The sequence below is a fragment of the Paenibacillus sp. N22P23 genome (assembly GCF_059383735.1).
On sequence record NZ_JBXENT010000001.1, the window covers coordinates 2,247,089 to 2,267,613 of the forward strand.

The following is a 20,525-nucleotide window of genomic DNA, read 5'->3' on the forward strand; positions in this document are numbered from 1 at the left end:
TTCTATGTTTTACGACATAAACCGCCTAGTTCCCTTCTTTTTGCCGCGTGATTATTTCAGGGCAGAACGGTACTGTAAACAAGGCACAAAAAAACACGCCTCAAACGGCGTGTTTCGTAGCTGTAATCGTGCATTAAGAAGGTATACTTTCCCGCATCTCCTTGGATCTTTCTTCCCGCTCTTCCGGCGTCATACGCGGACAGACATAACATTTGGTTCCATCAACTCGGCGGTCAAACAAGCAGCAGGAGGATCGCATCACCCAGCGTTCACCCGGCTCCAGCGGACTATCGACGTAACGACGCGTCCACTGAAACGGATTCCGTTTGCGGGTAAACGTTTCAAGCGGAATGGACTCCGTTAGTATCTTGAAATGATAATTGAACTGGTCCTTGATCACATCCGGCAATTGCATATGATGAACAAATTCCATCATCATACCGGCTAGTCCGCCGAATTGCTGCCAAATCATCTCCGGCTTCATTGCAGCCGCACTTGCGATCGCTTCAACGGCAGGCGTAACCGCTGTAACAATGAACTGCTGCCAATCCGCTATGACGAAAGCCTCACCGTTCTCGGCCGGAATATCTTGCGTGATGAGCTGATTGATTCGATAGCCCAAATGCGCGTGTCCATGCCCGTCTTCGTAATCAATTTGGAACGTTAGGTGGTCTAGGGATAAGTCCAACACTTTGTTGTACGCAGATAGGAAATACAATTTCGTAATACACAGATTGCAAAGTGATGTGCCGAAGAATGAGCCTGCCAGCATGTGGTCAATCGCTTGAACCGTTTCCCCTGTCTTGCGCAGCATCTCTTCCAATCGTGCCGGTTGAAAGAACTCCTGAGCCGGCATTTCATCCAGAATATGATCGGCTCCCTCAGGCGAGATATGTAAATACGTATTAATTAAAGAAAAATCATAATCTGCTGTCATCACTTCACCTCGATATGAAAATGAATATCATTATCAATATATTATCATGACAACCCTTAACCTACAATGAAATAAACAGAAGTCCACGATTGCGATCGTGGACTTCTATCTACTTATTCCGCTCTAGCCCACGTACATGGTTCTCCGTCTTTCAGACCGAGTGACGTACGTATCATACGTTCCACAACCGAGTAATCCTCGGGATTCTCGCGATTGAAATTCATCCGTTCATGCGTTGGCGCTACTCGGTTACACATGAAACGCGGAACGCCTATCTCATTATCAGATGGAGCGTGATACAGGAACGGGTGGCAGATAACCATGTCGCCGGGTCCTCCTGTTGTCTCCACTACGCGAAGCGAATAGCCGTCCGGATCTTCATAGGCTGTATTCATGAATTTCTGCAGACGCTCCTTCTTCGCTTGACGATTGTCGGAAGGTGTGGCTGCATAGATATCATCGGAAGCCGGTTTGTTTTTGCCAAGCAAATCAGACAGCCACGGGTGCTTATTACATTCACGAATTGCCTCGCCTAGACCAATTCCCTCCGGGTGCTTCTCCAGCATCTTAGCTACGATATTATGGGAGCCTTCTGCCACCAGTGTTCCCGAGCCGCCTTTGCGAACTTCAGAGAATAAGCAAACCAGAAGTACACCTTGCTCCCAGCTGTCCAGGTAATGACGGAAATGGCTGCCGTCGTAATGCCAGTTCCCCGGCACCTCAGGTCCGAAGTTAACGATGTATCCGCCCCAGCTTACATTCTCTCTTTCTTTGCCCAGCTGCCAGCGTCCTTCACCGATTAAATCTTCTATTGCCCCTGTCAATCGATCCGAATTCAAGCCGTTGTGGATCGGATGGACATAGTCACCCAGTCGAACGACCGGCTCCGTCCAAGTGCTTTGATCTTCTCTATGCACGCCGCGCTGTGCAAGCTCCTCCCATAAGAAATCCTGCACCTTAAGCGCCTCTTCCCGCGGATAAGCTTGCTCGACTTTTACCCAGCCTTTTTCTATAAAATGCTTCACTTGTTCCTCTGTAAGTACTTTGGGCAATCTAAACACTCCCTAGGTTGTGAAATGGTTGATCTTGCTTGTACTTATGTTAGCGCTTTTATGAGATTACAGGGAGAGAGGATTTTCATTAGCTGATAGGAATATCGTAGGAAGGTCTGCACGATTTCTAACAATTATCGGAGGTTCTGTTAACAAAATTCCTACCTAAGTGGCTGATAACATTCGGCCATTCAGAACGTCTATATGAATAGAAGATTTCATGCTATGAAATAGGAGGATCACGATGAAACGAATTACCAAGACTGTAAGTGTGACTGTCATTAGCTTTCTAACCATTCTCATTGGGCTTCTTCTGCTTGGCAAGTATGTGCTGAATTTAGACCTCATCAAAGCAAATCGGCCATTCTCTGTGCGGATCGATAACAAGTCCAGTTACGACCTCATCACCGTTGAAACCGGCTTGCTGACAAGTGACGATACCGGGAAAACCATAAAGGTGCAGCCAAATTTGCTTGCTGAAACCATTCATAGCGGAACAAGCAAACGAATCAAACCCAATCTTAGACTCGTTGGAGAAGGCGGCATCTACCTGAAATTTACCAATTCAAACGGAGAGTCATTCGAGCGTTCCGTTTGCTCTTACACGGAGTATCTCACTGGCTATACGGAAGTTAAGGTAACCGATAAAGAAATAACAGTGGATCAAAGCTGTTATTAAAAAAAGCTGCCGGTACTTGCCGGCAGCTAGTTGCTTTGCGCATCTGAATTACTTCCTAGGATAATTCACTTGCATAATGTCCATGTACGGAACTTTCTGCAGGCCATCTGCCGTTTCTACATGCACTCGACCTGTCCGTGAATCCATCGTGATGATTTGACCTTGAACTGCTTCTTCTCTTCCCCACACCGATAACAAGATTATGGATTCCTCTTGATACGCTTCGACCAATTGATTACCCAACTCTTCCATTACAAACTCGTCTCGAGTCGGCCTTTTTGGAATCTTCGCTTTAGCCAATACTGTCACTCCCCCATCTATATTAAACCTTCATGTCTATAGTTAAAATGCAGCCAGGCTCCTGCTAGAGTGCCCCGGACATCCTATTATACCAAACTTTTTCTACTTTAAATAAAAAACCTTGTCATGCTAGAATACGAGCTTAACGGAAATGATGCATAAATATTCCAGTGTGTCGCAAAATAAGCAACATGCGCGCATTGGAGGTGTTCAGCGATGGGATTGTTCCGCACCATACTTCGAGGAAAACGGCAAAACAGCCGACAACACAAATCGGCACCTCAAATGAAGAAGCAGCAAGCAACAAAGCCGCTAAGCAGCGAAATGGACATCAATATAGCCGATATACAAGCACTGCTTACCCAATCTCCTGATCTCATTACTCGACGATTTCTGATTAAATCGACGCAAGAACGTGCAGCCCTCGTCTATCTTGACAATTTGACCGACAAAGTTGCTATCAATAACGATGTGCTGCGGCCGCTCATGCATGAAACAATAGCGGATGCTCAAATCGAGCATATCATCACCGTCGGCGGTATTAAAGCTGCCACAGATTTGTATCAAATCGAGCAAGCCGTTCTGCAAGGAACAAGCGTCTTGTTTGTGGATCATAACAGCAAGGCTACTCTCCTAGATACGCATGGCTGGCCGCAAAGAGCCATTGAAGATCCCCAAATGGAAGCTTCATTGAAAGGGGCTCACCAAGGTTTCGTGGAAACGGGATGCCAAAATATCGCCCTTATTCGAAGATACATTCCGAACCGGGAATTGAAAATAAAGGAAACCAGCGTCGGAGAACGCGGGATGACCAAGATTAGCATTTTATATTTAGCCGATGTAGCTAATCCGCAATTGCTTCAAGAGTTGATTGAACGGATCGATCGAATCGATGTTGACGCCATCTTGTCCTCTGGGGAGTTGGAAGAGTTCATCGAGGACAATTCGTACTCTCCCTTTCCGCAATTCACAACGACGGAGCGACCTGACTCCGTGGCATCACAAATCTTGCAAGGGCGACTAGCTATTGTCATCGATAAATCCCCGGAGGTGCTAATCGGTCCGGCCAATTTCGCGATGTTCTTCCAAAGCATCGATGATTACAGCATTCGCTGGCAGGTATCGTCATTTATCCGTATTCTGCGCTTTCTGGCTTTCTTCATTACGATCTTCTTGCCTTCGTTTTATATCGCTTGCGTATCTTATAATTTCGAGGTTATCCCCCTTAAGTTGCTGCTATCGGTTGGTCAGTCCCGAACAGGCGTACCATTTCCGCCAATACTCGAAGCTTTGATTATGGAGATTACACTCGAAATGCTCAAGGAAGCCGGGATTCGCCTGCCAGCCCCGATTGGTCAGACCGTAGGTATCGTCGGAGCTATCGTCATTGGACAAGCAACTGTACAGGCTGGTGTTGTGAGCAACATCATGGTCATTGTCGTTTCGTTGACGGCACTGTCTTCGTTTATTATCCCGAATAACGATATGTCGTCTGCCATTCGATTAATTCGTTTCCCTATGATGATGGTTGCGTACTTCTATGGCCTGCTTGGCGTAAGTGTTGGCATGCTTGCGCTGCTTATCCATTTGATATCACTTGAATCGCTTGGCACTCCTTACTTCAGTCCCTTCAGCCCCTTAAGGTTTAAGGATTTGAAAGACTCAATCATTCGATTACCCATTTGGAAAATGACTAAACGACCTTTAAGCACCGGAGTCATACAGGAAAAGAAGCAAAATCCTGATCGAGGTGATAGGGGTTGAAGAAATATGCGTTGAACGATATTACGGTCATGCAATATATTTTCATGATCCATGGCGCGCAATTAGGATTTGGTTTATTATCCCTGCCCGCTGATATAGCCATGTATGCTGGAACGGACGGCTGGATCTCTCTCCTCATCGGATGGGCACTTTCCGTTCTTGCCAGCATTGTTATTATTCAAGTGATGAAGAAACACCAAGATGACACCATTTATGATCTAATCCCCCGCTACTTCGGCAAAGTGCTGGGCAGCATCCTAAACATCTGCATTATCGCCTATTTCATGTGTGGTTTTTATGTTGCGTTTATCGCTTCCGTTGCCTTCTTCAAGATGGAGATGTTAGCCAATACACCGAACTTCTTATTGGTACTCTTATTTGCCGTGCCCACGTATAGCCTTGCCCGTAAGCATATCCGCATTCTCGCCAGATATGCGGAAATTACCTTCTGGGGATTCATGTGGATTATGCTTGTCATTCTATTTCCTTTGAAAGAGTCCCACTGGCTTTATTTACTTCCGGTGCTCAAAGAAGGCTGGAAGCCTGTGCTGCAGGCCGTAAACCCGACGGGACTCTCTTTCCTTGGGTTTGAAATCAGCTTTATTCTGTATCCTTTTCTCAAACATAAAGATAAAGCGACGATGGGCATTATAGTCGGAAATAGCATTACACTTGTGATCTATATGGCCGTCATCCTCATTTGCTTTATGTTCTTCTCTCCCGACGATATCACCTCATACAAATATCCGACCTTAAAGGTGTTGAAGATCATTGAATTCCGCTTCTTAGAGCGGATCGAAATTATCGTCTTGGTTGCCTATCTGTTCTTAATCTTTCGAGTATGGACCTATAATCTGTACGCATCCACGTTTGGGATGAGTCAACTGTTGGGAAAACAAGACCATGAACCCTTTGTAAGATTTACTATGATTGGGTTACTTCTGCTATCAATATTCTATAAACCCTCCATTCCTGATTTCAAATCAATACTTGCATTATTTGGTCAGGCTGGGTGGTATATTGCGTTCCTATTCCCGCTGTTCTTACTGATCTATACAAGAATAATGCCACCAAAGGGGAGAATACGATGACCCGCTTCATTAAACTCTTGATCGCCGCCGCAATGTTCATTCTCCTGCTTCCGGGCTGCTACGATCAGATGAACCTGGAAGACGCCTCCATCTCTCTCATGCTCGGAATCGATGTAGATGAGAATAATCATATTGTCATCTTCTCGCAGAGCCCGGTCTTCTATAAAGAAGCACAGGAAAAATCCGAAACGGTGTCCGTACGAGCTGACTCGATCCGGCTCTCACGTACGCAATTAGATGCCACGCTAACAGGGATCACAACAGGCGGGAAGCTCCAATCCATTCTTATTGGCAAGCGGATGCTGCTGCAGAAAGACTGGTACAACTTATTCGATCTTTTCTATCGGGTGCCAAGGCAGACTGAGACGCCCATCGTTATCATAGTAGATGGACCGGTAAAGCAAATATTCGACTACAAGCCAGCAGATAAGCCTCGTCTTTCGCTACATATGAGAAAGCTGGTCGAAACGGCAAATAAAAGCAGTATTACCGTGTCAAGGAATTTACAAGAACTGAGACGCGAAATGAAAGAAAAGGGAATGACAGCCTCTCTAACACAAGTTAAGAAAGTAAATAAAAATATCTTTGTATCCGGCATTGCCCTGCTAAATAAGCAAGGAGAGCAGAAGGCGCATTTATCCCTTCAAGAGAGTACACTATTTCTCCTCATACAGCATCAATACTTGGGTACACCTTCATTCATCATAAAATTGGACGATGAAACTCAAGGAGGTGAAGAAGATCCGAATCAAGCGGTCAAAAATGCGGTTGCATTCGATATTATGAATAGCAAGAACAAAGTGAAGACCACTTCCTCCAACGGTAAATTTACGTTTGATGTTGCAATGAAGCTCAATATTGCCATCTCCACCTTGCAAACGGATGACCCTACCTATGCCACGGAAACGATTCCCAAACTAGAGAGGCAGATCGCCTCTCAGCTTCAGCAGCAGTTCGAAGCGCTCATCCGCAAATGTCAGAACCAGAAGATGGATCCATTCGGCTTCGGACTATACGCTAGGGCCTATCAGTATAAGGCTTGGAAGCCTGTCCAAGATGAATGGGGAAAAGCGTTCTCCGAGGCGGATGTTAACCTCACGGTACGTGTGGGGATTAAGACCATGGGTGTTGTCGATTTGTACAGTCCGTTGTAGCCTATTTGCCAGAGGAGCAAAAAAAAGCCCACGAAATAAATCGTGGGCTTACTCGTTTATTATTTAGCAAACCGATGATTGCCGATCGTCGAAATGACGTCCAGACTGGACCAATACGGCCCTTTGGAGACCGCGGGATTGAAGAAGTAGACCGCGTCCTTCACGTTATTCTTCCCGTTAAGCGCATCCTTGGCCGCCCGCAGCGCGCCTGCATTAGGCTTGCTCTTATCGAGCATTCCGTTGTGCGCCGGCGGGAACTGTCTTCCGGAATAAATGACATCGCGTATGGAATCCGGGAATTTCGCATCCTTCACTCGATTCAAGATGACATTGGCTAATGCAAGCTGACCTTGATACGATTCATAACCGGCTTCAACCATCGTAATCTTGGCAAGCAGCATGAGATCCGCTTCTGTGAACGGCTTGGCAGCTTTACCAAAGAAAGAAGGGACAACAACTTTAAGCTTCTTTCCCGCGGCGAGCTTTGACTCACCAGCCAATCCGTTGCGCTTCAACAACTCCGACTTGCTGATTTCGAATTGCTGGCTGATTTCGTCCAAGCCCATATCCTCTGTGATCTCTGCCGGTTGGACAGTCTTCAGTTCGATGAGATCTGTATCGGCATTCCATTTCAATTCGGCGTGGAGCAATTCCGAGAGCTGGCGCAAAGGCACATAGAGCCTGTCATCCGCCAGAAATGGAAGCGCATCCATCCGGTAACGCGCACCGTTGAAATAAACGACGGGAACTTCGTTTCCAAGCACAATCGTATCGTCTAAGGCGGTGTGTATCGTTAGTTCTTCATTGACTTTATTCCAGGTTGTCTTCGCACCAAGAACCTGCGCGATGCGTGCCACTGGTATGTAGGTTCTGTTCTCTACCATTATTGCAGGATCGGCCAACTTCACCGTCTCGCCATTCAGTTCAATTGCTATATGCGTCTTACTTGTAGTTTTCGCCGCAGAAACGATGGACTTTGGCCCAATTCCAATCAAAAGTAATGCCAAGGCCATCGTAACAATTAGCGGCTTGAATGGTCTGATCATGAATACCTCCAAGCTCATCAGTAGTATAATCTGCCAAGGTTGCTCTGGGCAAAATTATAACACAGCTAATTGCACCTGTAGGATTAACATTTTCACAGAATTAATAAAATCTTTAACTTTTTGCTGAATGCTGAACGATCCAGAGGCTCGTTCAGTATTCAGCGTGAGCCGAAATTCACCCTTCTTCGATGTCAGCCACAAGGTCACTAGCCACTTCCACCATCCTAGGAATGACCGCTTCATTCGTTCCGGAGACGTATAAATCCCCCTGATAATGACGGAAAGGGATTAAGATATCACCATAGCTCCACATGAAGAAGTCACCTTCAATGGACATGGTAGTTTCCCCTTTCACGGTAAAGACGGACGTATAGGTGAAATCAGGCTTGGTTGCAAAATACTGCTTGCACTCCTCCAGCGAAATCGTTTGTGCGGCTGCATTCTCCTGTGCTTGCAAAGATCTCGTAATGCGATAACGCTGACTCATAATCGGCCTCCAATATCATGTTGATTATGCTTGATTGCGTTTGTGGACTCCGCTTAAGCTGGCACCATGGGCGAAGAATCGTTTCAAGTTCTCCTCCACCACAGGATCCGCCAGCAGCGGCGGGGCTTGATGCGGTTTCGTTCGAGCGTCGATAATGACATTGTCGCATGCCCAATGCTTGAACTCGTAATAGCTGTTCACACCATAGATATCATGGGAGGGGTTACTGCGCGTGAAAGTCGCCCACAGAAAATTATTTAACGTCTCGCTGACGAACTGGCTGTCATCACAAAGAATAATCATTGGGCAAGCATGAATGGAGCCTCTGGCACGAATCGCCTCGGATAATTGTTCTGCTTCCTGCGCCGCTTCCTCGTAGTTTCTAAATTCTGGCCCTTGGATGGCTACGATACCAGGCATGACAAGCGAGGCTTGCTCAAACCCAGGAAGGTTTCTCAGGATTTCCGGGACCTCTTGGCACAGAACTCTCTTCTTCTCACCAACTGCGGCGAAGATTACCTTACTGCCGGAGTTTAATCCGGTGCCGGAATAATCCAGCGTGTCGATGGTCGTGTTCGTATAGAAATGGATATCGCGCTGGAGATCAATTCGCTCCAGGATATAGGTTAGGAAGCCTTGAATATCGTGGGTATCCACTGGCTGATCCTCTTCTGCCGTAATAAATAAATACTTTGCTAGGCTCAGTTGTCCCGTTCCCAGAATCCGATTCGCAATGGTGAGAATTTCCGCCGGTTGCTTAATTTGTGTATATGGTGTGTACCTTTCGCTGCCAATCGCAAAGAGGAGCGGATGCACGCCTGCGGCATCAACGGCATGAACTTCTTTGACGCCGGGAATTTCTTGCTGAATCGCATCCCCCGTCAATTCATGAATAAGGGCACCGAAGGCAGTATCCTCTTGAGGCGGACGACCAACAACAGTGAAAGGGAAAATCGCGCCGGGTCTGGCATACACTTTATGCACCTTCATGACAGGAAACGGATGCGTGAGGCTGTAATATCCCAGATGATCGCCAAATGGTCCCTCCGGCTTGGTCTCGCCCGGATGGATTTCACCTGTGATGACAAAATCAGCATCATTGCTTATGCAGTGGCCATCGATATAGCTGTAGTGGAAACGGCGCCCTGCGAGAAGTCCCGCGAAGGTAAGCTCGCTCATACCTTCCGGCAGCGGCATTACGGCAGATAGCGTATGTGCCGGAGGTCCGCCAATAAAGCAGCTAACCTTGAGCGGGGCTCCTAGTTTATTCGCTTTAGCTTGATGAACGCCAATACCGCGATGGATTTGATAATGGACGCCAATTTCTTGGTTCATCTCGTAGTCGTTGCCACTAAGCTGAATGCGGTACATCCCCAAATTGGAGTTCATGATACCAGGCTTCTCCGGATCTTCTGTATATACTTGCGGCAAGGTGACGAAAGCACCGCCATCATCCGGCCAATGTTTAATGAGCGGCAAATCACTGATTTGAATTTCCTGTAAGGCAACAGGTTGTCCACCAGATTTACGTACCGGCAGTGCTTTCCTTGCTGCGAGGCCAGTTCCGATATGTTTCAACGGATTCTTCAGCGCCTTAACAGGATCGTTTCGCAGCGCAATTACATTCTGAACCGATTCCCAGGTATGCCGAAAAATAAACTTACTGCGCTCCACCGTCCCGAAGAGGTTGGATACCGCACGAAACTTCGAACCTTTTACATTCTCGAATAATAAGGCTGGACCGCCAATTTCGAACATTTTCATATGGATGGCTGCCATCTCAAGATGAGGATCCACTTCTTCACGTACACGGATCAAATGTCCGTTTTGTTCCAGATCAATGATGCATTCTTCCAAACTGCGATAGTTCATCGTATGACTCCAATCTCTGAGCTTCCTTTGCTATCTTTCATTATAGCCTTATCGTTCGGAAAATAAAGTGTATGCCGCTTTGGGCTAGTCCGTTAAAAAGAGCGTTCCGAATGGTCTCGGAACGCTCGATGACGATCTCTATCTCTTGCCAAGTCTCCCAATCCCGCCATCTACAGCAATTTCTTCCCCAGTGATTGAAGTACCTTCAGCACATAAAAAAAGGACTGTAGCGGCAATCTCGTCGGCAGTGGTGCATCGTCCAATATAATTATTCTTTGCTACTTGAGCAGCAACCACACCATCTGTTGGGTATGCAAATCCAGTGTCAATGTATCCAGGCGCAATCGCATTCACTCTAATCTCTGGAGCAAGCGCTCGCGCGAATGATCGAGTGAGATTTGAGAGGGCTGCATTCGCAGCGGCGTACACAATTGAACTGCCTCTTGCTGATATTCCAGCAACAGACGTAATGTTTATTATATTCCCGTGGCCGGAAGCAGCTAAATATGGTCTTGCTGCTCTTATCAAATATAATGGTGCATTGACTTTCAACATGAATGTTTGAGAAATTAATTCATCTGATAATCCGTTTAAATCATTAGGATGGACAACTTGTGTCCATCCCGCATTGTTAACTGCGATATCTATGCTGCCAAAAGCGGAAACCACATCAAACACAAGCTTCTTCACCTGAGCCTCATCTGTGAGATCCGCTTGGAAGGATTGAGCTCGATGCCCTGCTTCAATAAGTTCAACAACCAGATCAGAAGCTTTCGCTTCGTTATGATGATAATGAACTGCAATAATAGCCCCTTCTTGAGCGAGACGTCGGCTAATGGCAGTACCGATTCCTCCAGAAGCTCCAGTAACTAACGCAACTTTACCCATTAGTTTCATTTAACAGACTCCCACACACCATCTTTATTAAACCTAACATTATCTTCTGCTGCGACAAAATAATCTGTAAGCGAACGATGAACCATACCCGCTTTGTTAACAGGAATTCTCGAATCAGCTCCAATATCATGCTTAAAGTAAATTGAAACGAGTTCTCTTAACTCATCAAAGCCCATCCATAAACGAGCAGATGTAGATCCTGACATTCGACCGTTCATTTCAATCCCAACATATCCGTCGTTGGTTTTCCTGCACTGCAAATTAAAAACACCACGCCATCCCATATCTGCTATCGCTTCCGCAAAAGCACGAGCAGTTGTCGTCAGTGCGGAATCCTCCCAGCGTTCTGCTCGTTCACAACGTCCAATTACCATTAGACTCCGGGATGTAAAGATATCACCACATGTGCCATCGGGATGAATAATCGTTTGAGCTGCATACTGATCTTCATCCGGTATATGAAAAAAGAGTGGAACGCCTGCTTCTGCATCCAAACGGAAATTCTCGACTTGTTGTCGTTTCTTCTCACTCATATCCAAGATCTCTTGCAATAGAAACCCTTCCTGATAACGACTCAAAAAGGCTTCAAGTTGTGAATCATCACAAATAATCCGGATACCGAGCGATCCAAAGCCTTCACGAGGCTTGGCCAATAAGGGGAATCCTTTTCCATGAGCCCATTTACGAGCATCGTGCTCATTATTGTCTTCCACAATGAAGGACTCAGCGAATGGCAATCCATAATGTTCCGCGAAACGGTAGCTTAATCCCTTATCATTAATGGTCTTTATGGCTTCAACTGATCCTACGGGTATGATCTTGCGCAGCTCTTCGTTTTGGGCAACCATTTCCGCCAAGAACAGAACGTCATGATCCCGTCCAGGCAATATCATATCCGGTTTCTCTGTCTCCACGACATGATGGAAAAATGCTAAGAACTCAGGTGTATGAGTCAGCGGAGCTTTATACGCTTTGTCACAACGAAACACCCTTGGGTTATTATCCGTATCGTTAATGCCAATAACTTGAATGTTTTGACGCCGTCCCTCAAGCGTATCTAGAATGTTCTGACCCAGCAAACTACCAGCACTCATGATTAATATTTTAAATGGTGTCATTTTGTCCTCCTAAGTTGTAGGTAAAAGTTGTCTTTCTTCCCATTTGTGAACAAACTCTGCGGTTGAAGAAGTAAACACCGCCGGCGGAAATGGATAATCATCTCCTGTTAAAGTCTTCATCTCTATCAGATAGGGTCCCATACAAGCCTTCGCCTCCTGGATCGCATGATTCAATTCTGCAGGTGTAGATACTTGTTGAGACGGGACTCCTACACTACTTGCCAGTTCAGTCCAAGAGATTTCCGGCAGCGTTGTAAGCGACCGTCTAGACTTTTCGGGTTCATTTCTAAATCGGGCTTCCACTCTTCCATAGGATCGATTATTGCTCACCATGAATACGACACGGCAATTGTGTTGCGCTGCAACTGCTAGTTCCATGCCATTCATTTGCATACAGCCATCACCGGTTAAGAGCCATATTTGCTTCTCTAAGTTAACAAATGAAGCGCCTATCGACGCACATATCGCCCATCCCATAGGTGCCGTTTGAGCTGAAGTAATAAACGATCCATTCAATCGCGGCTCCCAAAAAAAGCCTGTATAGATACGGTGGTCTCCTGAATCAAGAAAAAGCGTTGCATCAGATGGAAGCGACTCATTCATGATAGACAGAACCGTTGACATTGACATTCCAGAACTTCGCTTGGCGTTGTTCTCCTCATTTTCGTTAATCATGCTTGGAATGCGAGGAATTTTCAGGAGATCATCACACCAGATTGAGCGTTCATATTGTTCTATGGACGGAACTTCGTTATTCATTCCCCAGTGCAGCTTCAAATGCTCTAAAGACTCACTTAGTGAACCGTTTAATACCGAATCAGTAACTATCCCTGGATATTTTCTAGCTGATTCAGGACGATAACTAAATCTTAGAATACTACGGTTAGGATGGAAAAAATCAGGATGCCATGCACAAGTGTTTCTTTCATCGAGCGGAGCTCCAAGAACAATTAAGGTATCAAGCTCTGGAGACAAAACAGCGTGAAAGGCTCTTGGTGCACCTGCATAACCAAATATCCCTAATCTCAGCTCCTCAGGAAGCATAGCCTGTAAACTCTTCGATCCGATTGTCGTCGCAACTGGAATTGAATATTTCTTGGAAAAGTCTACGATCGCCTTTTTGTCCTGATCATTTTTCACTTCCTCACCAACCATAAGTACAGTCCGTCTGCCTATTCGAGGTGGTATCTTCTGAAGCCATGCTGGTTTCACCTTGTCCTTGCTCGCAGCACGCTGTTCAAAGCGTGGGCCACTCTCTACCCTGTCCACATCACAGAGTAAGGTTGCAATATCACAAGGTAGATTCATATGCATTGGTGAATGGACGGGTTCATTTAACATCGACTCAAACCGATTTATAGCCCTATGTAATCCCTCAATTGACCCGATATGAAAGGAATTCTTTAGCGCGGCTTGAAAAACCTCAATTGTATTACTAGCATCAGATTCTGAGCTTTGAAACCCTCCGAACCCTTGTAACACTTGTGGTGCATCGCCAGTCAGAAATAGCACAGGACTCTGATCGATTCTTGCGGTTACTGCAGCAGTTGTTAGATTGATGGCCCCGGGTCCATTAATTGTCATCACAACGCCTGGGCGACCTGTAATTCTGGCGTATCCATCCGCCATATATCCGGCTCCCTGTTCATGCATCGCAACTACAATTTGAAACCGTTCATCTTTTGCTAATGCTTTCAGCAAGAAGATAATGTGAGCCCCCGGGATTACGAATATGGTTGTAACACCCCAGGAATGTATTCGATCCAGCAATACTTCTGCTACTGTATTTTCTGTCTTCTGTAAGTTGTTTTCACAATTTTCCATACTAATACTGCTCCCTACTGATGTGAAAAATTTATGTAAGTTCTGCCATTCGCGGAGCGAAAGTCTGAAGTGGCCGAGGGCATCCGCATTATCTTTGACCTATTAATTCTACCAAACAGGTAATATTCCTTCTTTAAAAATGAAGATTTTGTTAATAATTGTCGAAAAGTGTTGAAAAATAAGTAGGTTAATAGACCTATAAACAAAAAGTAACGTGAACCTTATGGTCACGTTACTTTTTAAAAGCAGCCTGCTTAGGATTTTTATGGTTGTATTACACAATAACCCCTTGCTGCTTCTCTTCCAGCCAAACAGTCATATCCTCCGCAGACATCGGCTTGCTGTAATAGAATCCTTGCATGACGTGGCACCCTCGAGACTGCAAGATATCGATTTGATCTTGCGTTTCCACACCCTCGGCCACGACTTCGAGATTTAAGTTCTTGGCAATGGCGATGATGTTGCTTATAATAGCCTGCTTGGACGACTGTGCACTCTTATGAATAAAGATTTGATCGATCTTCAGCGTGTCCACCGGCAGCTCGTCGAGCGTGCCGAGTGAAGAATAACCCGTACCGAAATCGTCCAAAGACACTTTCACGGCTAAATCACGAATGCTGCGCAATTGGTCGATAATATCGTTCACATCACTTTTAGCAATCGACTCCGTAATCTCCAGCTCCAAGAAACTGCCATGCAGACCCGAAACCCGAAGCGCTTCATCGACCATTTCAAATATCAGTTGACTCTCGAAAATCCGAATCGACATGTTCACGGAAATGCAGGTGTGAATGTTGTCCTTCTCCTGCCAGCTCTTGTTCTGCTTGCAAACCTCTTGCAGCATCCAGCGCGTCATCGGAATGATCATGCCCGTTTCCTCGGCAACCGCAATAAATTCGCTTGGCGATACTGCACCCAGCTCAGGATGCTGCCAGCGCATTAAAGCTTCCATTCCGCTCAATTGATCGGACCCCGTATCCCACTTCGGCTGATACATAACCGAAAACTCGCTATGAACCATCGCTTTGCGCATGTCTTTCTCCAGCACCAGCTTGCGTATTTGATTTCGGCTCATCTCTTCATCGAAGATCCGGAATCTGTTCTTGCCGTCGACCTTTGCAGCATACATCGCCGTATCAGCGGCTTTAAGCAGTGAAGAACGATCAACACCATGGAACGGAGCATGGCTGATTCCAATGCTGCATGTCACATAAAGCTCATGCGCTTCAATGAAGTAAGCCTGTTTAATCTGGTTCAACAAATTATTAGCAAGCTGCTCCAAGTTGCCAATGTCAGATGTTTTCGTTACGACGAGAAATTCGTCGCCACCGAGTCGAAAGATCATTTCCCCATTTGTGGCGCATAAGCGCAGCCGATCCGCTACCTGCTGCAGAAGCATATCGCCGACATCATGGCCAAGCGTGTCGTTAATCATCTTAAATCGATCCAAATCGATGAACAGAAATGCACCTTGCTCGAGCCTATCATTCAACTCATTGAAAAACCGCTGCAAGTCATGTCGGTTAGGTAGATTGGTTAACTGATCATAATACGCCATCTTCTCCAGCACATGACGATCAAAGAAGACCGCCCCCCACGAAATGGCCAATATGAAAAAGGTAGATACCGTTACACCAAACAGTAGAAAAAACTGCGGCTGCCCGCCTTCTGTCATATGGTGCATCTCACTGCCCGTAGTGAAATCTGCTGCAGCCATTCCTGTGTAATGCATACCGCAAATCGCGATGCCCATCACAATGGCGGAAATAAGCTTCCACAAAGTGAAATCGGGAGAATACCGAAGCTTATGAAACAAATAAAGTGCAGCATAGGAGGCAGCCAGTGCGATACCTGCCGATAGTAACCATAACTTCGTGTCATAGGTAATTTCTCCTGGCATACGCATCGCACTCATGCCCGTATAATGCATCGCAACAATACCGCAACCCATAATGAATCCGCCTAAGGCATATCGCAATGGACTGGACTCGCTCCTAGCCGTAATTCTAAAGGCAATAAAAGATGCCAAAATGCTTCCGAGCGAAGATAAGATCGTAATTGACGTATTGTATGTAACGGGCGCATCCATATGATAGGCAAGCATCCCGACAAAATGCATCGACCACACGCCAACCCCCATGACCACTGAGCCAGCTATCAACCAAACCGTGCGCGTTGTGCCACTTGATCGTGTAATTTTGCCTGCTAAATTCAATGCTGAATACGAGGCCATGACGGCAATGGCAAATGATAGAAGGACAATCCCTATATTAAAGTGACCCTGCATATGCGTTATGTAAATCCCCTCTTCCCAGTCTAAATGATCGATGTAATTACTATTATATGTTATTCGACATCTTCTCTGATAGCATAAATTGTCTGAAAATGACGTAAATAGGCCGCTGAAACGAAAAAAGAACGGCATTTCTGCCGTTCCCGTCAATAAGCCGCTTCTAATCGAAGTGACTTCATTTTTTTCTTTTATCCCCGACTCACGAAAAAGGGCAGCTTGTCGATTCCGGCAATCCGCAGATAGATGAACATTTGACCTTTGTGATGGATCTCATGATCCTTGGCATTCTGAAGCAGCACGCTTCCTCGTATGGCATGACCGAAGAAATCGATCGGTTGATCCAATTGCACCGGTGTAATCGATCTCAGAATCGATTCCGTTTGCGCAGTATCAGCCTCAATGTTGGCTTGCAGCTCTTCGATTGTAGCGAACCCTTTGGGCGGTACCGCCGGCGTGTAAGAACCATTTCTCACAGTCGTGGCGAACATGCCCATCGATCCGGTAATATGCAGGACTAAGCTCGATAGGGACATTCCTTGTTCCCATGGTTTCATTGACAACTGTTCGGTCGTTACATCCGACAGCATTTGATGCAGTACTCTGCGATGGCTAAGCCAATCTGTAATAAATCCATTGATCGCTGTCATCTCTTGTATGATCTCCTAAGCTCCAAAGGTTTCTCGAAGTGTAGTATATGCACTAAGTGCGGCGCATATAAGCTTTGACCGTAATTGGTGCAAAGATCGCCACAATTACGGCTGCCCCGAGGAGGGAGATGGCTAGATCCCAGCCGACTGTTCCTTTGTTGGTCAAATCTCGAACTGCCGAAATGAGGTGCGAGATCGGATTCATTTTAACAAACCATTGGAGCCAGTTAGGCATAGTTTCAGTTGGTACAAACGCGTTAGAGAGGAACGTGAGCGGGAACAACACAAGCATGGATATTCCTTGTACGCTCGAAGCAGTCCTTGCGATAACTCCGAAGAAAGCGAATATCCAACTCATAGCCCAGGAGCAAGCAATGACAAGCAAACCAGCTAAGGCTACGTGCTCTAAACCGCCTTCAGGACGATACCCCATGATGTAGCCCATACTAAACGTAAGCACCGTCGCTATTGTATATCGAATGGTATCTGCTAGCAGCGCTCCGGCAAGCGGCGCAATACGGGCGATCGGCAATGACTTGAATCGGTCAAACACACCTTTATCCATGTCCTCTCGCAACTGCACGCCTGTGACGACTGAAGTCGTAATTACAGTTTGCACCAGAATGCCGGGAATAATGACAGGCAAATAGCTGGCAACATCACCTGAGATGGCACCGCCAAAGATATAAGTAAACATAAGGGTGAAAATAATCGGCTGCAACGTAACATCGAACAATTGCTCCGGTGTGCGCCGAATCTTCAGCAGACCTCGATAAGCCATTGTAAGTGAGTTTCGTATGGTCTGGCCGAGGCTCGTGTGGTTCTTTAATTTGAGCTCAGCAGCTTGTTTGATGGATGTTCCACTCATGCTCTCGCCTCCTTCGCTTTGTATAATTCATCGGATCCCTGTGCCGTCGTCGCATCTTCCTTCACGCCTTCGCCAGTAATCGTGAGGAATACCTCATCAAGCGTCGGTTTCTGTACACTCATCTCAGATAAGTGAATCCCTGCAGAACGAAGAGCAATCAATAGGTCTGTGACCAGGTCGGCATTCGCCATTGGCGCGGTAATTTTTCCTGCTTCCGATGAGACTTTGGTCTGGACGTTCAGAACCTGTTCAATGATATGCCTGGCAGCTGCATTGTCCTCCGGGTCAACAACTCGCAGGTGAAGCGATGATGTACCGACCGATGCTTTCAGCTCATCTACTGTGCCTTCGGCAACGACTTTACCTGTATCGATAACCGCAATCCGGTCAGCCAATTGATCTGCCTCATCCAGATACTGGGTTGTCAGCAGTACAGTGGACCCCGTCTTCACCAGACGGCGAATCGTATCCCACATCTGTGAACGCGTCCGCGGATCCAATCCGGTAGTCGGCTCATCCAAGAAGATGAGCGGCGGCTGTGCAATAAGGCTCGCAGCCAAATCCAATCGACGACGCATACCGCCTGAGAAGTTCTTGAGTGGCCGTTTAGCAGCCTCAGTCAAGCCGAATTCCTCTAACAGTTCTTCAGCCTTACGCTTCGATTCTGCGCGTCCCAGCCCCAGCAGCCGGGAGAAGATGATCAGGTTCTCTGTAGCGCTAAGCGACTCATCAACCGATGCGTATTGACCTGTCACTCCGATCAATTGACGGACGACCTGCGACTCCTTCACTACATCATGTCCGAAGATTCTAGCCGATCCCGAATCCGGACGAAGTAATGTCGCCAGCATTCGAATGGTTGTCGTCTTGCCAGCCCCATTCGGGCCTAGTACCCCATAGATCGACCCGGTACGTACTTTCAGATCTACGCCATCTACTGCACGATTATCGCCGAAAATTTTCACAAGTCCGTGCGCTTCGACCGCCCAATCACCACTTGGGGCGTTTCTATTTCCGTAAACCATTGCAATTCCTCCTAAATAACTGATTACTTAAGATGTTATATCAAATTTATGAACTGAATATGAACCATTCGAAAAACGCTTGGCTATGGGAATTGGTAAACAAAAAATCCGCCAAGGAGGCGGATTTTCGCTGACTGCTAGTTGTCCTTATTCAACATCATGTCGAGAATAAGATTATCGATATCCGAGGTTGCTTCGTTCCCGATGCGGCAGAAGTTATCAATGGTCTTCTCCGCATCCTCTTCGATAAATCCATTCGTCGACGAAATGGTCTTCCCTTTGGCAGCAAGAAGCGCTGATTGAACCGCCGCACTCGTACAAGTGGCTACTTTCATGGCACAGCCGCCTTTGGCTCCATCACACATCATCCCAGATACATTACCTAGCATGTTCTGAATGGCGCCCTTTATTTCCGCGTTCCCTCCACCGAGCAGATAAGTAATGCCGCAACTGGCACCTGTTCCGGATACGGTGACGCCGCATAATGCGGATAATCGGCCAAATTTAGATTTAATATATATCGTGACTAGATGACTGAGCGTAACCGCACGGATTAGCTGCTCCTCGGATGCACCTAGTTTCTCGGCAGCCGCGATAACAGGATTCGTCGCTGCAATACCTTGATTACCGCTTCCGGAGTTCGCCATAACCGGCATCGTTGATCCCGCCATACGAGCATCAGAACCCGCTGCTGCCAGAGCCATCGCATGAGAGATTAAATCGTCGGACAGAATACCATTTTGCACATTTTCTTTAATGGTCTTCCCTACTTCAAGTCCATACGCATTTGCCAGCCCATCTAAGCCAGCCTTACGGTTCAACTCAATGCTTTGCTTGACCAAATGGAGCTCTTGCGGATCAATCGTATTCACAAATTCTACGATAGCATCAATCGACAGCTGGCTGCGCTCCTCTTTGGAACTCTTGAGACTTACGTTTGCACACCCGCCTGACTCCACAACTCGCCCGTCGACTTCGATCAGTGTGATATTCGTATGATTGTCCGTAATGACAACCTTCGCATAGCTAATCGCGGTTTCGACTTTGACCTCGATATATAATTTCTTGGGCGTATCAGCGAGTTGAAACACAGACGTCCCTTGCTCCACCATCGATTGTGCCCTAGCAATATCATCCGGCGTAATATCCGCTAACACTTCAAGTTGTTTATCGGCATTACCCGCCAGTGCACCTAAAGCAGCGACAAAATCTATTCCCGTCAGCTCCGTACCGGGTATCCCGACGGCCAATGCATTCTTAATAATACCTGCACTTGCTTTAACTGTGATTTTTACAATTGAATCAGGCAGAAATGTCCTCGCTTTTGCCGCAGCTAAGGCAATGGCAACCGGCTCCGTACAGCCAAGTGCAATAACGAGCTCGTTTTGTAAAATGTGAATGAATTTGTGCTTCTCCAAGTCATTTCCTCCTAGAACCTCTACAGGCACCGTGCACCTTACATAATTCTAAA

18 protein-coding genes are annotated in these 20,525 nt (G+C 46.5%); 4 read left to right on the top strand and 14 right to left on the bottom strand.

The window, feature by feature from the left end; all coding sequences use genetic code 11:
- Positions 1 to 133: 133 nt before the first annotated feature.
- Both AC506A_RS10400 and AC506A_RS10405 read right to left on the bottom strand, forming a co-directional pair.
- Positions 134 to 937: a hypothetical protein gene (locus AC506A_RS10400; protein WP_495460851.1), complete on the bottom strand. Its 804-nt coding sequence runs from the start codon at positions 935 to 937 to the stop codon at positions 134 to 136.
- A 113-nt stretch (positions 938 to 1,050) separates the two neighbouring features.
- Positions 1,051 to 1,989, bottom strand: coding sequence for a phytanoyl-CoA dioxygenase family protein (locus AC506A_RS10405; protein WP_495460852.1), 939 nt, complete (start codon positions 1,987 to 1,989; stop codon positions 1,051 to 1,053).
- A gap of 244 nt (positions 1,990 to 2,233) precedes the next feature.
- On the opposite strand from AC506A_RS10405, the gene AC506A_RS10410 reads away from it, so the two are divergent.
- A complete protein-coding gene (locus AC506A_RS10410; RefSeq protein WP_495460853.1) occupies positions 2,234 to 2,668 on the top strand; it encodes a hypothetical protein in 435 nt (144 codons plus the stop codon).
- A 48-nt stretch (positions 2,669 to 2,716) separates the two neighbouring features.
- Here AC506A_RS10410 and AC506A_RS10415 read toward each other — a convergent pair whose 3' ends face one another.
- Positions 2,717 to 2,968: a YolD-like family protein gene (locus AC506A_RS10415; protein ID WP_495460854.1), complete on the bottom strand. Its 252-nt coding sequence runs from the start codon at positions 2,966 to 2,968 to the stop codon at positions 2,717 to 2,719.
- Positions 2,969 to 3,184: 216 nt separating this feature from the next.
- On the opposite strand from AC506A_RS10415, the gene AC506A_RS10420 reads away from it, so the two are divergent.
- Genes AC506A_RS10420 through AC506A_RS10430 form a run of 3 tightly spaced genes read left to right on the top strand, consistent with a single transcriptional unit; the run spans position 3,185 to position 6,977 of the window.
- On the top strand, positions 3,185 to 4,732 hold the full coding sequence (locus AC506A_RS10420) for a spore germination protein (RefSeq protein WP_495460855.1): 1,548 nt from the start codon (positions 3,185 to 3,187) through the stop codon (positions 4,730 to 4,732).
- Positions 4,729 to 5,823 carry a GerAB/ArcD/ProY family transporter gene (locus AC506A_RS10425; protein ID WP_495460856.1) on the top strand — a complete coding sequence of 365 codons (1,095 nt, stop codon included), beginning with the start codon at positions 4,729 to 4,731 and terminating at the stop codon, positions 5,821 to 5,823. The genes AC506A_RS10420 and AC506A_RS10425 overlap by 4 nt, the downstream gene beginning before the upstream one ends.
- On the top strand, positions 5,820 to 6,977 hold the full coding sequence (locus AC506A_RS10430; protein WP_495460857.1) for a Ger(x)C family spore germination protein: 1,158 nt from the start codon (positions 5,820 to 5,822) through the stop codon (positions 6,975 to 6,977). Before AC506A_RS10425 ends, AC506A_RS10430 begins: the two co-directional genes overlap by 4 nt.
- A gap of 59 nt (positions 6,978 to 7,036) precedes the next feature.
- Here AC506A_RS10430 and AC506A_RS10435 read toward each other — a convergent pair whose 3' ends face one another.
- From AC506A_RS10435 to AC506A_RS10485, 11 genes are all read right to left on the bottom strand, one after another.
- Positions 7,037 to 8,023, bottom strand: a complete 987-nt coding sequence (locus AC506A_RS10435) for a cell wall hydrolase (protein WP_495460858.1) — start codon at positions 8,021 to 8,023, stop codon at positions 7,037 to 7,039.
- Positions 8,024 to 8,198: 175 nt separating this feature from the next.
- Complete coding sequence (locus AC506A_RS10440; protein WP_495460859.1) at positions 8,199 to 8,510, bottom strand: hypothetical protein; 312 nt, start codon at positions 8,508 to 8,510, stop codon at positions 8,199 to 8,201.
- Positions 8,511 to 8,534: 24 nt separating this feature from the next.
- Complete coding sequence (locus tag AC506A_RS10445; protein ID WP_495460860.1) at positions 8,535 to 10,382, bottom strand: UbiD family decarboxylase; 1,848 nt, start codon at positions 10,380 to 10,382, stop codon at positions 8,535 to 8,537.
- Positions 10,383 to 10,520: 138 nt separating this feature from the next.
- On the bottom strand, positions 10,521 to 11,279 hold the full coding sequence (locus tag AC506A_RS10450; RefSeq protein WP_495460861.1) for an SDR family NAD(P)-dependent oxidoreductase: 759 nt from the start codon (positions 11,277 to 11,279) through the stop codon (positions 10,521 to 10,523).
- Entirely contained in the window at positions 11,276 to 12,397 is a 1,122-nt protein-coding gene (locus AC506A_RS10455; RefSeq protein WP_495460862.1) for an ATP-binding protein, read from the bottom strand. Before AC506A_RS10455 ends, AC506A_RS10450 begins: the two co-directional genes overlap by 4 nt.
- A gap of 9 nt (positions 12,398 to 12,406) precedes the next feature.
- Positions 12,407 to 14,221, bottom strand: a complete 1,815-nt coding sequence (locus AC506A_RS10460; protein ID WP_495460863.1) for a thiamine pyrophosphate-binding protein — start codon at positions 14,219 to 14,221, stop codon at positions 12,407 to 12,409.
- Between the two features lie 274 nt (positions 14,222 to 14,495).
- The gene (locus tag AC506A_RS10465) at positions 14,496 to 16,508 is read right to left on the bottom strand and encodes a bifunctional diguanylate cyclase/phosphodiesterase (protein WP_495460864.1); all 2,013 of its coding nucleotides are present in this window, start codon (positions 16,506 to 16,508) and stop codon (positions 14,496 to 14,498) included.
- 194 nt (positions 16,509 to 16,702) lie between these two features.
- Complete coding sequence (locus tag AC506A_RS10470; RefSeq protein ID WP_495460865.1) at positions 16,703 to 17,161, bottom strand: DinB family protein; 459 nt, start codon at positions 17,159 to 17,161, stop codon at positions 16,703 to 16,705.
- Between the two features lie 52 nt (positions 17,162 to 17,213).
- A complete protein-coding gene (locus tag AC506A_RS10475) occupies positions 17,214 to 18,029 on the bottom strand; it encodes an ABC transporter permease (RefSeq protein ID WP_495460866.1) in 816 nt (271 codons plus the stop codon).
- The gene (locus tag AC506A_RS10480; RefSeq protein WP_495460867.1) at positions 18,026 to 19,054 is read right to left on the bottom strand and encodes an ATP-binding cassette domain-containing protein; all 1,029 of its coding nucleotides are present in this window, start codon (positions 19,052 to 19,054) and stop codon (positions 18,026 to 18,028) included. The genes AC506A_RS10475 and AC506A_RS10480 overlap by 4 nt, the downstream gene beginning before the upstream one ends.
- 137 nt (positions 19,055 to 19,191) lie before the next feature.
- Entirely contained in the window at positions 19,192 to 20,472 is a 1,281-nt protein-coding gene (locus tag AC506A_RS10485; protein ID WP_495460868.1) for an L-cysteine desulfidase family protein, read from the bottom strand.
- Between the last annotated feature and the right edge of the window lie 53 nt (positions 20,473 to 20,525).

What these genes read in the sequence shown, in the direction of transcription:
- AC506A_RS10460 (WP_495460863.1), bottom strand. Translation starts at nt 14,221, where the DNA reads ATGGAAAATTGTGAAAACAACTTACAGAAGACAGAAAATACAGTAGCA.
- AC506A_RS10455 (WP_495460862.1), bottom strand. Translation starts at nt 12,397, where the DNA reads ATGACACCATTTAAAATATTAATCATGAGTGCTGGTAGTTTGCTGGGT.
- AC506A_RS10465 (WP_495460864.1), bottom strand. Translation starts at nt 16,508, where the DNA reads ATGCAGGGTCACTTTAATATAGGGATTGTCCTTCTATCATTTGCCATT.
- AC506A_RS10435 (WP_495460858.1), bottom strand. Translation starts at nt 8,023, where the DNA reads ATGATCAGACCATTCAAGCCGCTAATTGTTACGATGGCCTTGGCATTA.
- AC506A_RS10430 (WP_495460857.1), top strand. Translation starts at nt 5,820, where the DNA reads ATGACCCGCTTCATTAAACTCTTGATCGCCGCCGCAATGTTCATTCTC.
- AC506A_RS10470 (WP_495460865.1), bottom strand. Translation starts at nt 17,161, where the DNA reads ATGACAGCGATCAATGGATTTATTACAGATTGGCTTAGCCATCGCAGA.
- AC506A_RS10420 (WP_495460855.1), top strand. Translation starts at nt 3,185, where the DNA reads ATGGGATTGTTCCGCACCATACTTCGAGGAAAACGGCAAAACAGCCGA.
- AC506A_RS10400 (WP_495460851.1), bottom strand. Translation starts at nt 937, where the DNA reads ATGACAGCAGATTATGATTTTTCTTTAATTAATACGTATTTACATATC.
- AC506A_RS10445 (WP_495460860.1), bottom strand. Translation starts at nt 10,382, where the DNA reads ATGAACTATCGCAGTTTGGAAGAATGCATCATTGATCTGGAACAAAAC.
- AC506A_RS10440 (WP_495460859.1), bottom strand. Translation starts at nt 8,510, where the DNA reads ATGAGTCAGCGTTATCGCATTACGAGATCTTTGCAAGCACAGGAGAAT.
- AC506A_RS10410 (WP_495460853.1), top strand. Translation starts at nt 2,234, where the DNA reads ATGAAACGAATTACCAAGACTGTAAGTGTGACTGTCATTAGCTTTCTA.
- AC506A_RS10475 (WP_495460866.1), bottom strand. Translation starts at nt 18,029, where the DNA reads ATGAGTGGAACATCCATCAAACAAGCTGCTGAGCTCAAATTAAAGAAC.
- AC506A_RS10480 (WP_495460867.1), bottom strand. Translation starts at nt 19,054, where the DNA reads ATGGTTTACGGAAATAGAAACGCCCCAAGTGGTGATTGGGCGGTCGAA.
- AC506A_RS10450 (WP_495460861.1), bottom strand. Translation starts at nt 11,279, where the DNA reads ATGAAACTAATGGGTAAAGTTGCGTTAGTTACTGGAGCTTCTGGAGGA.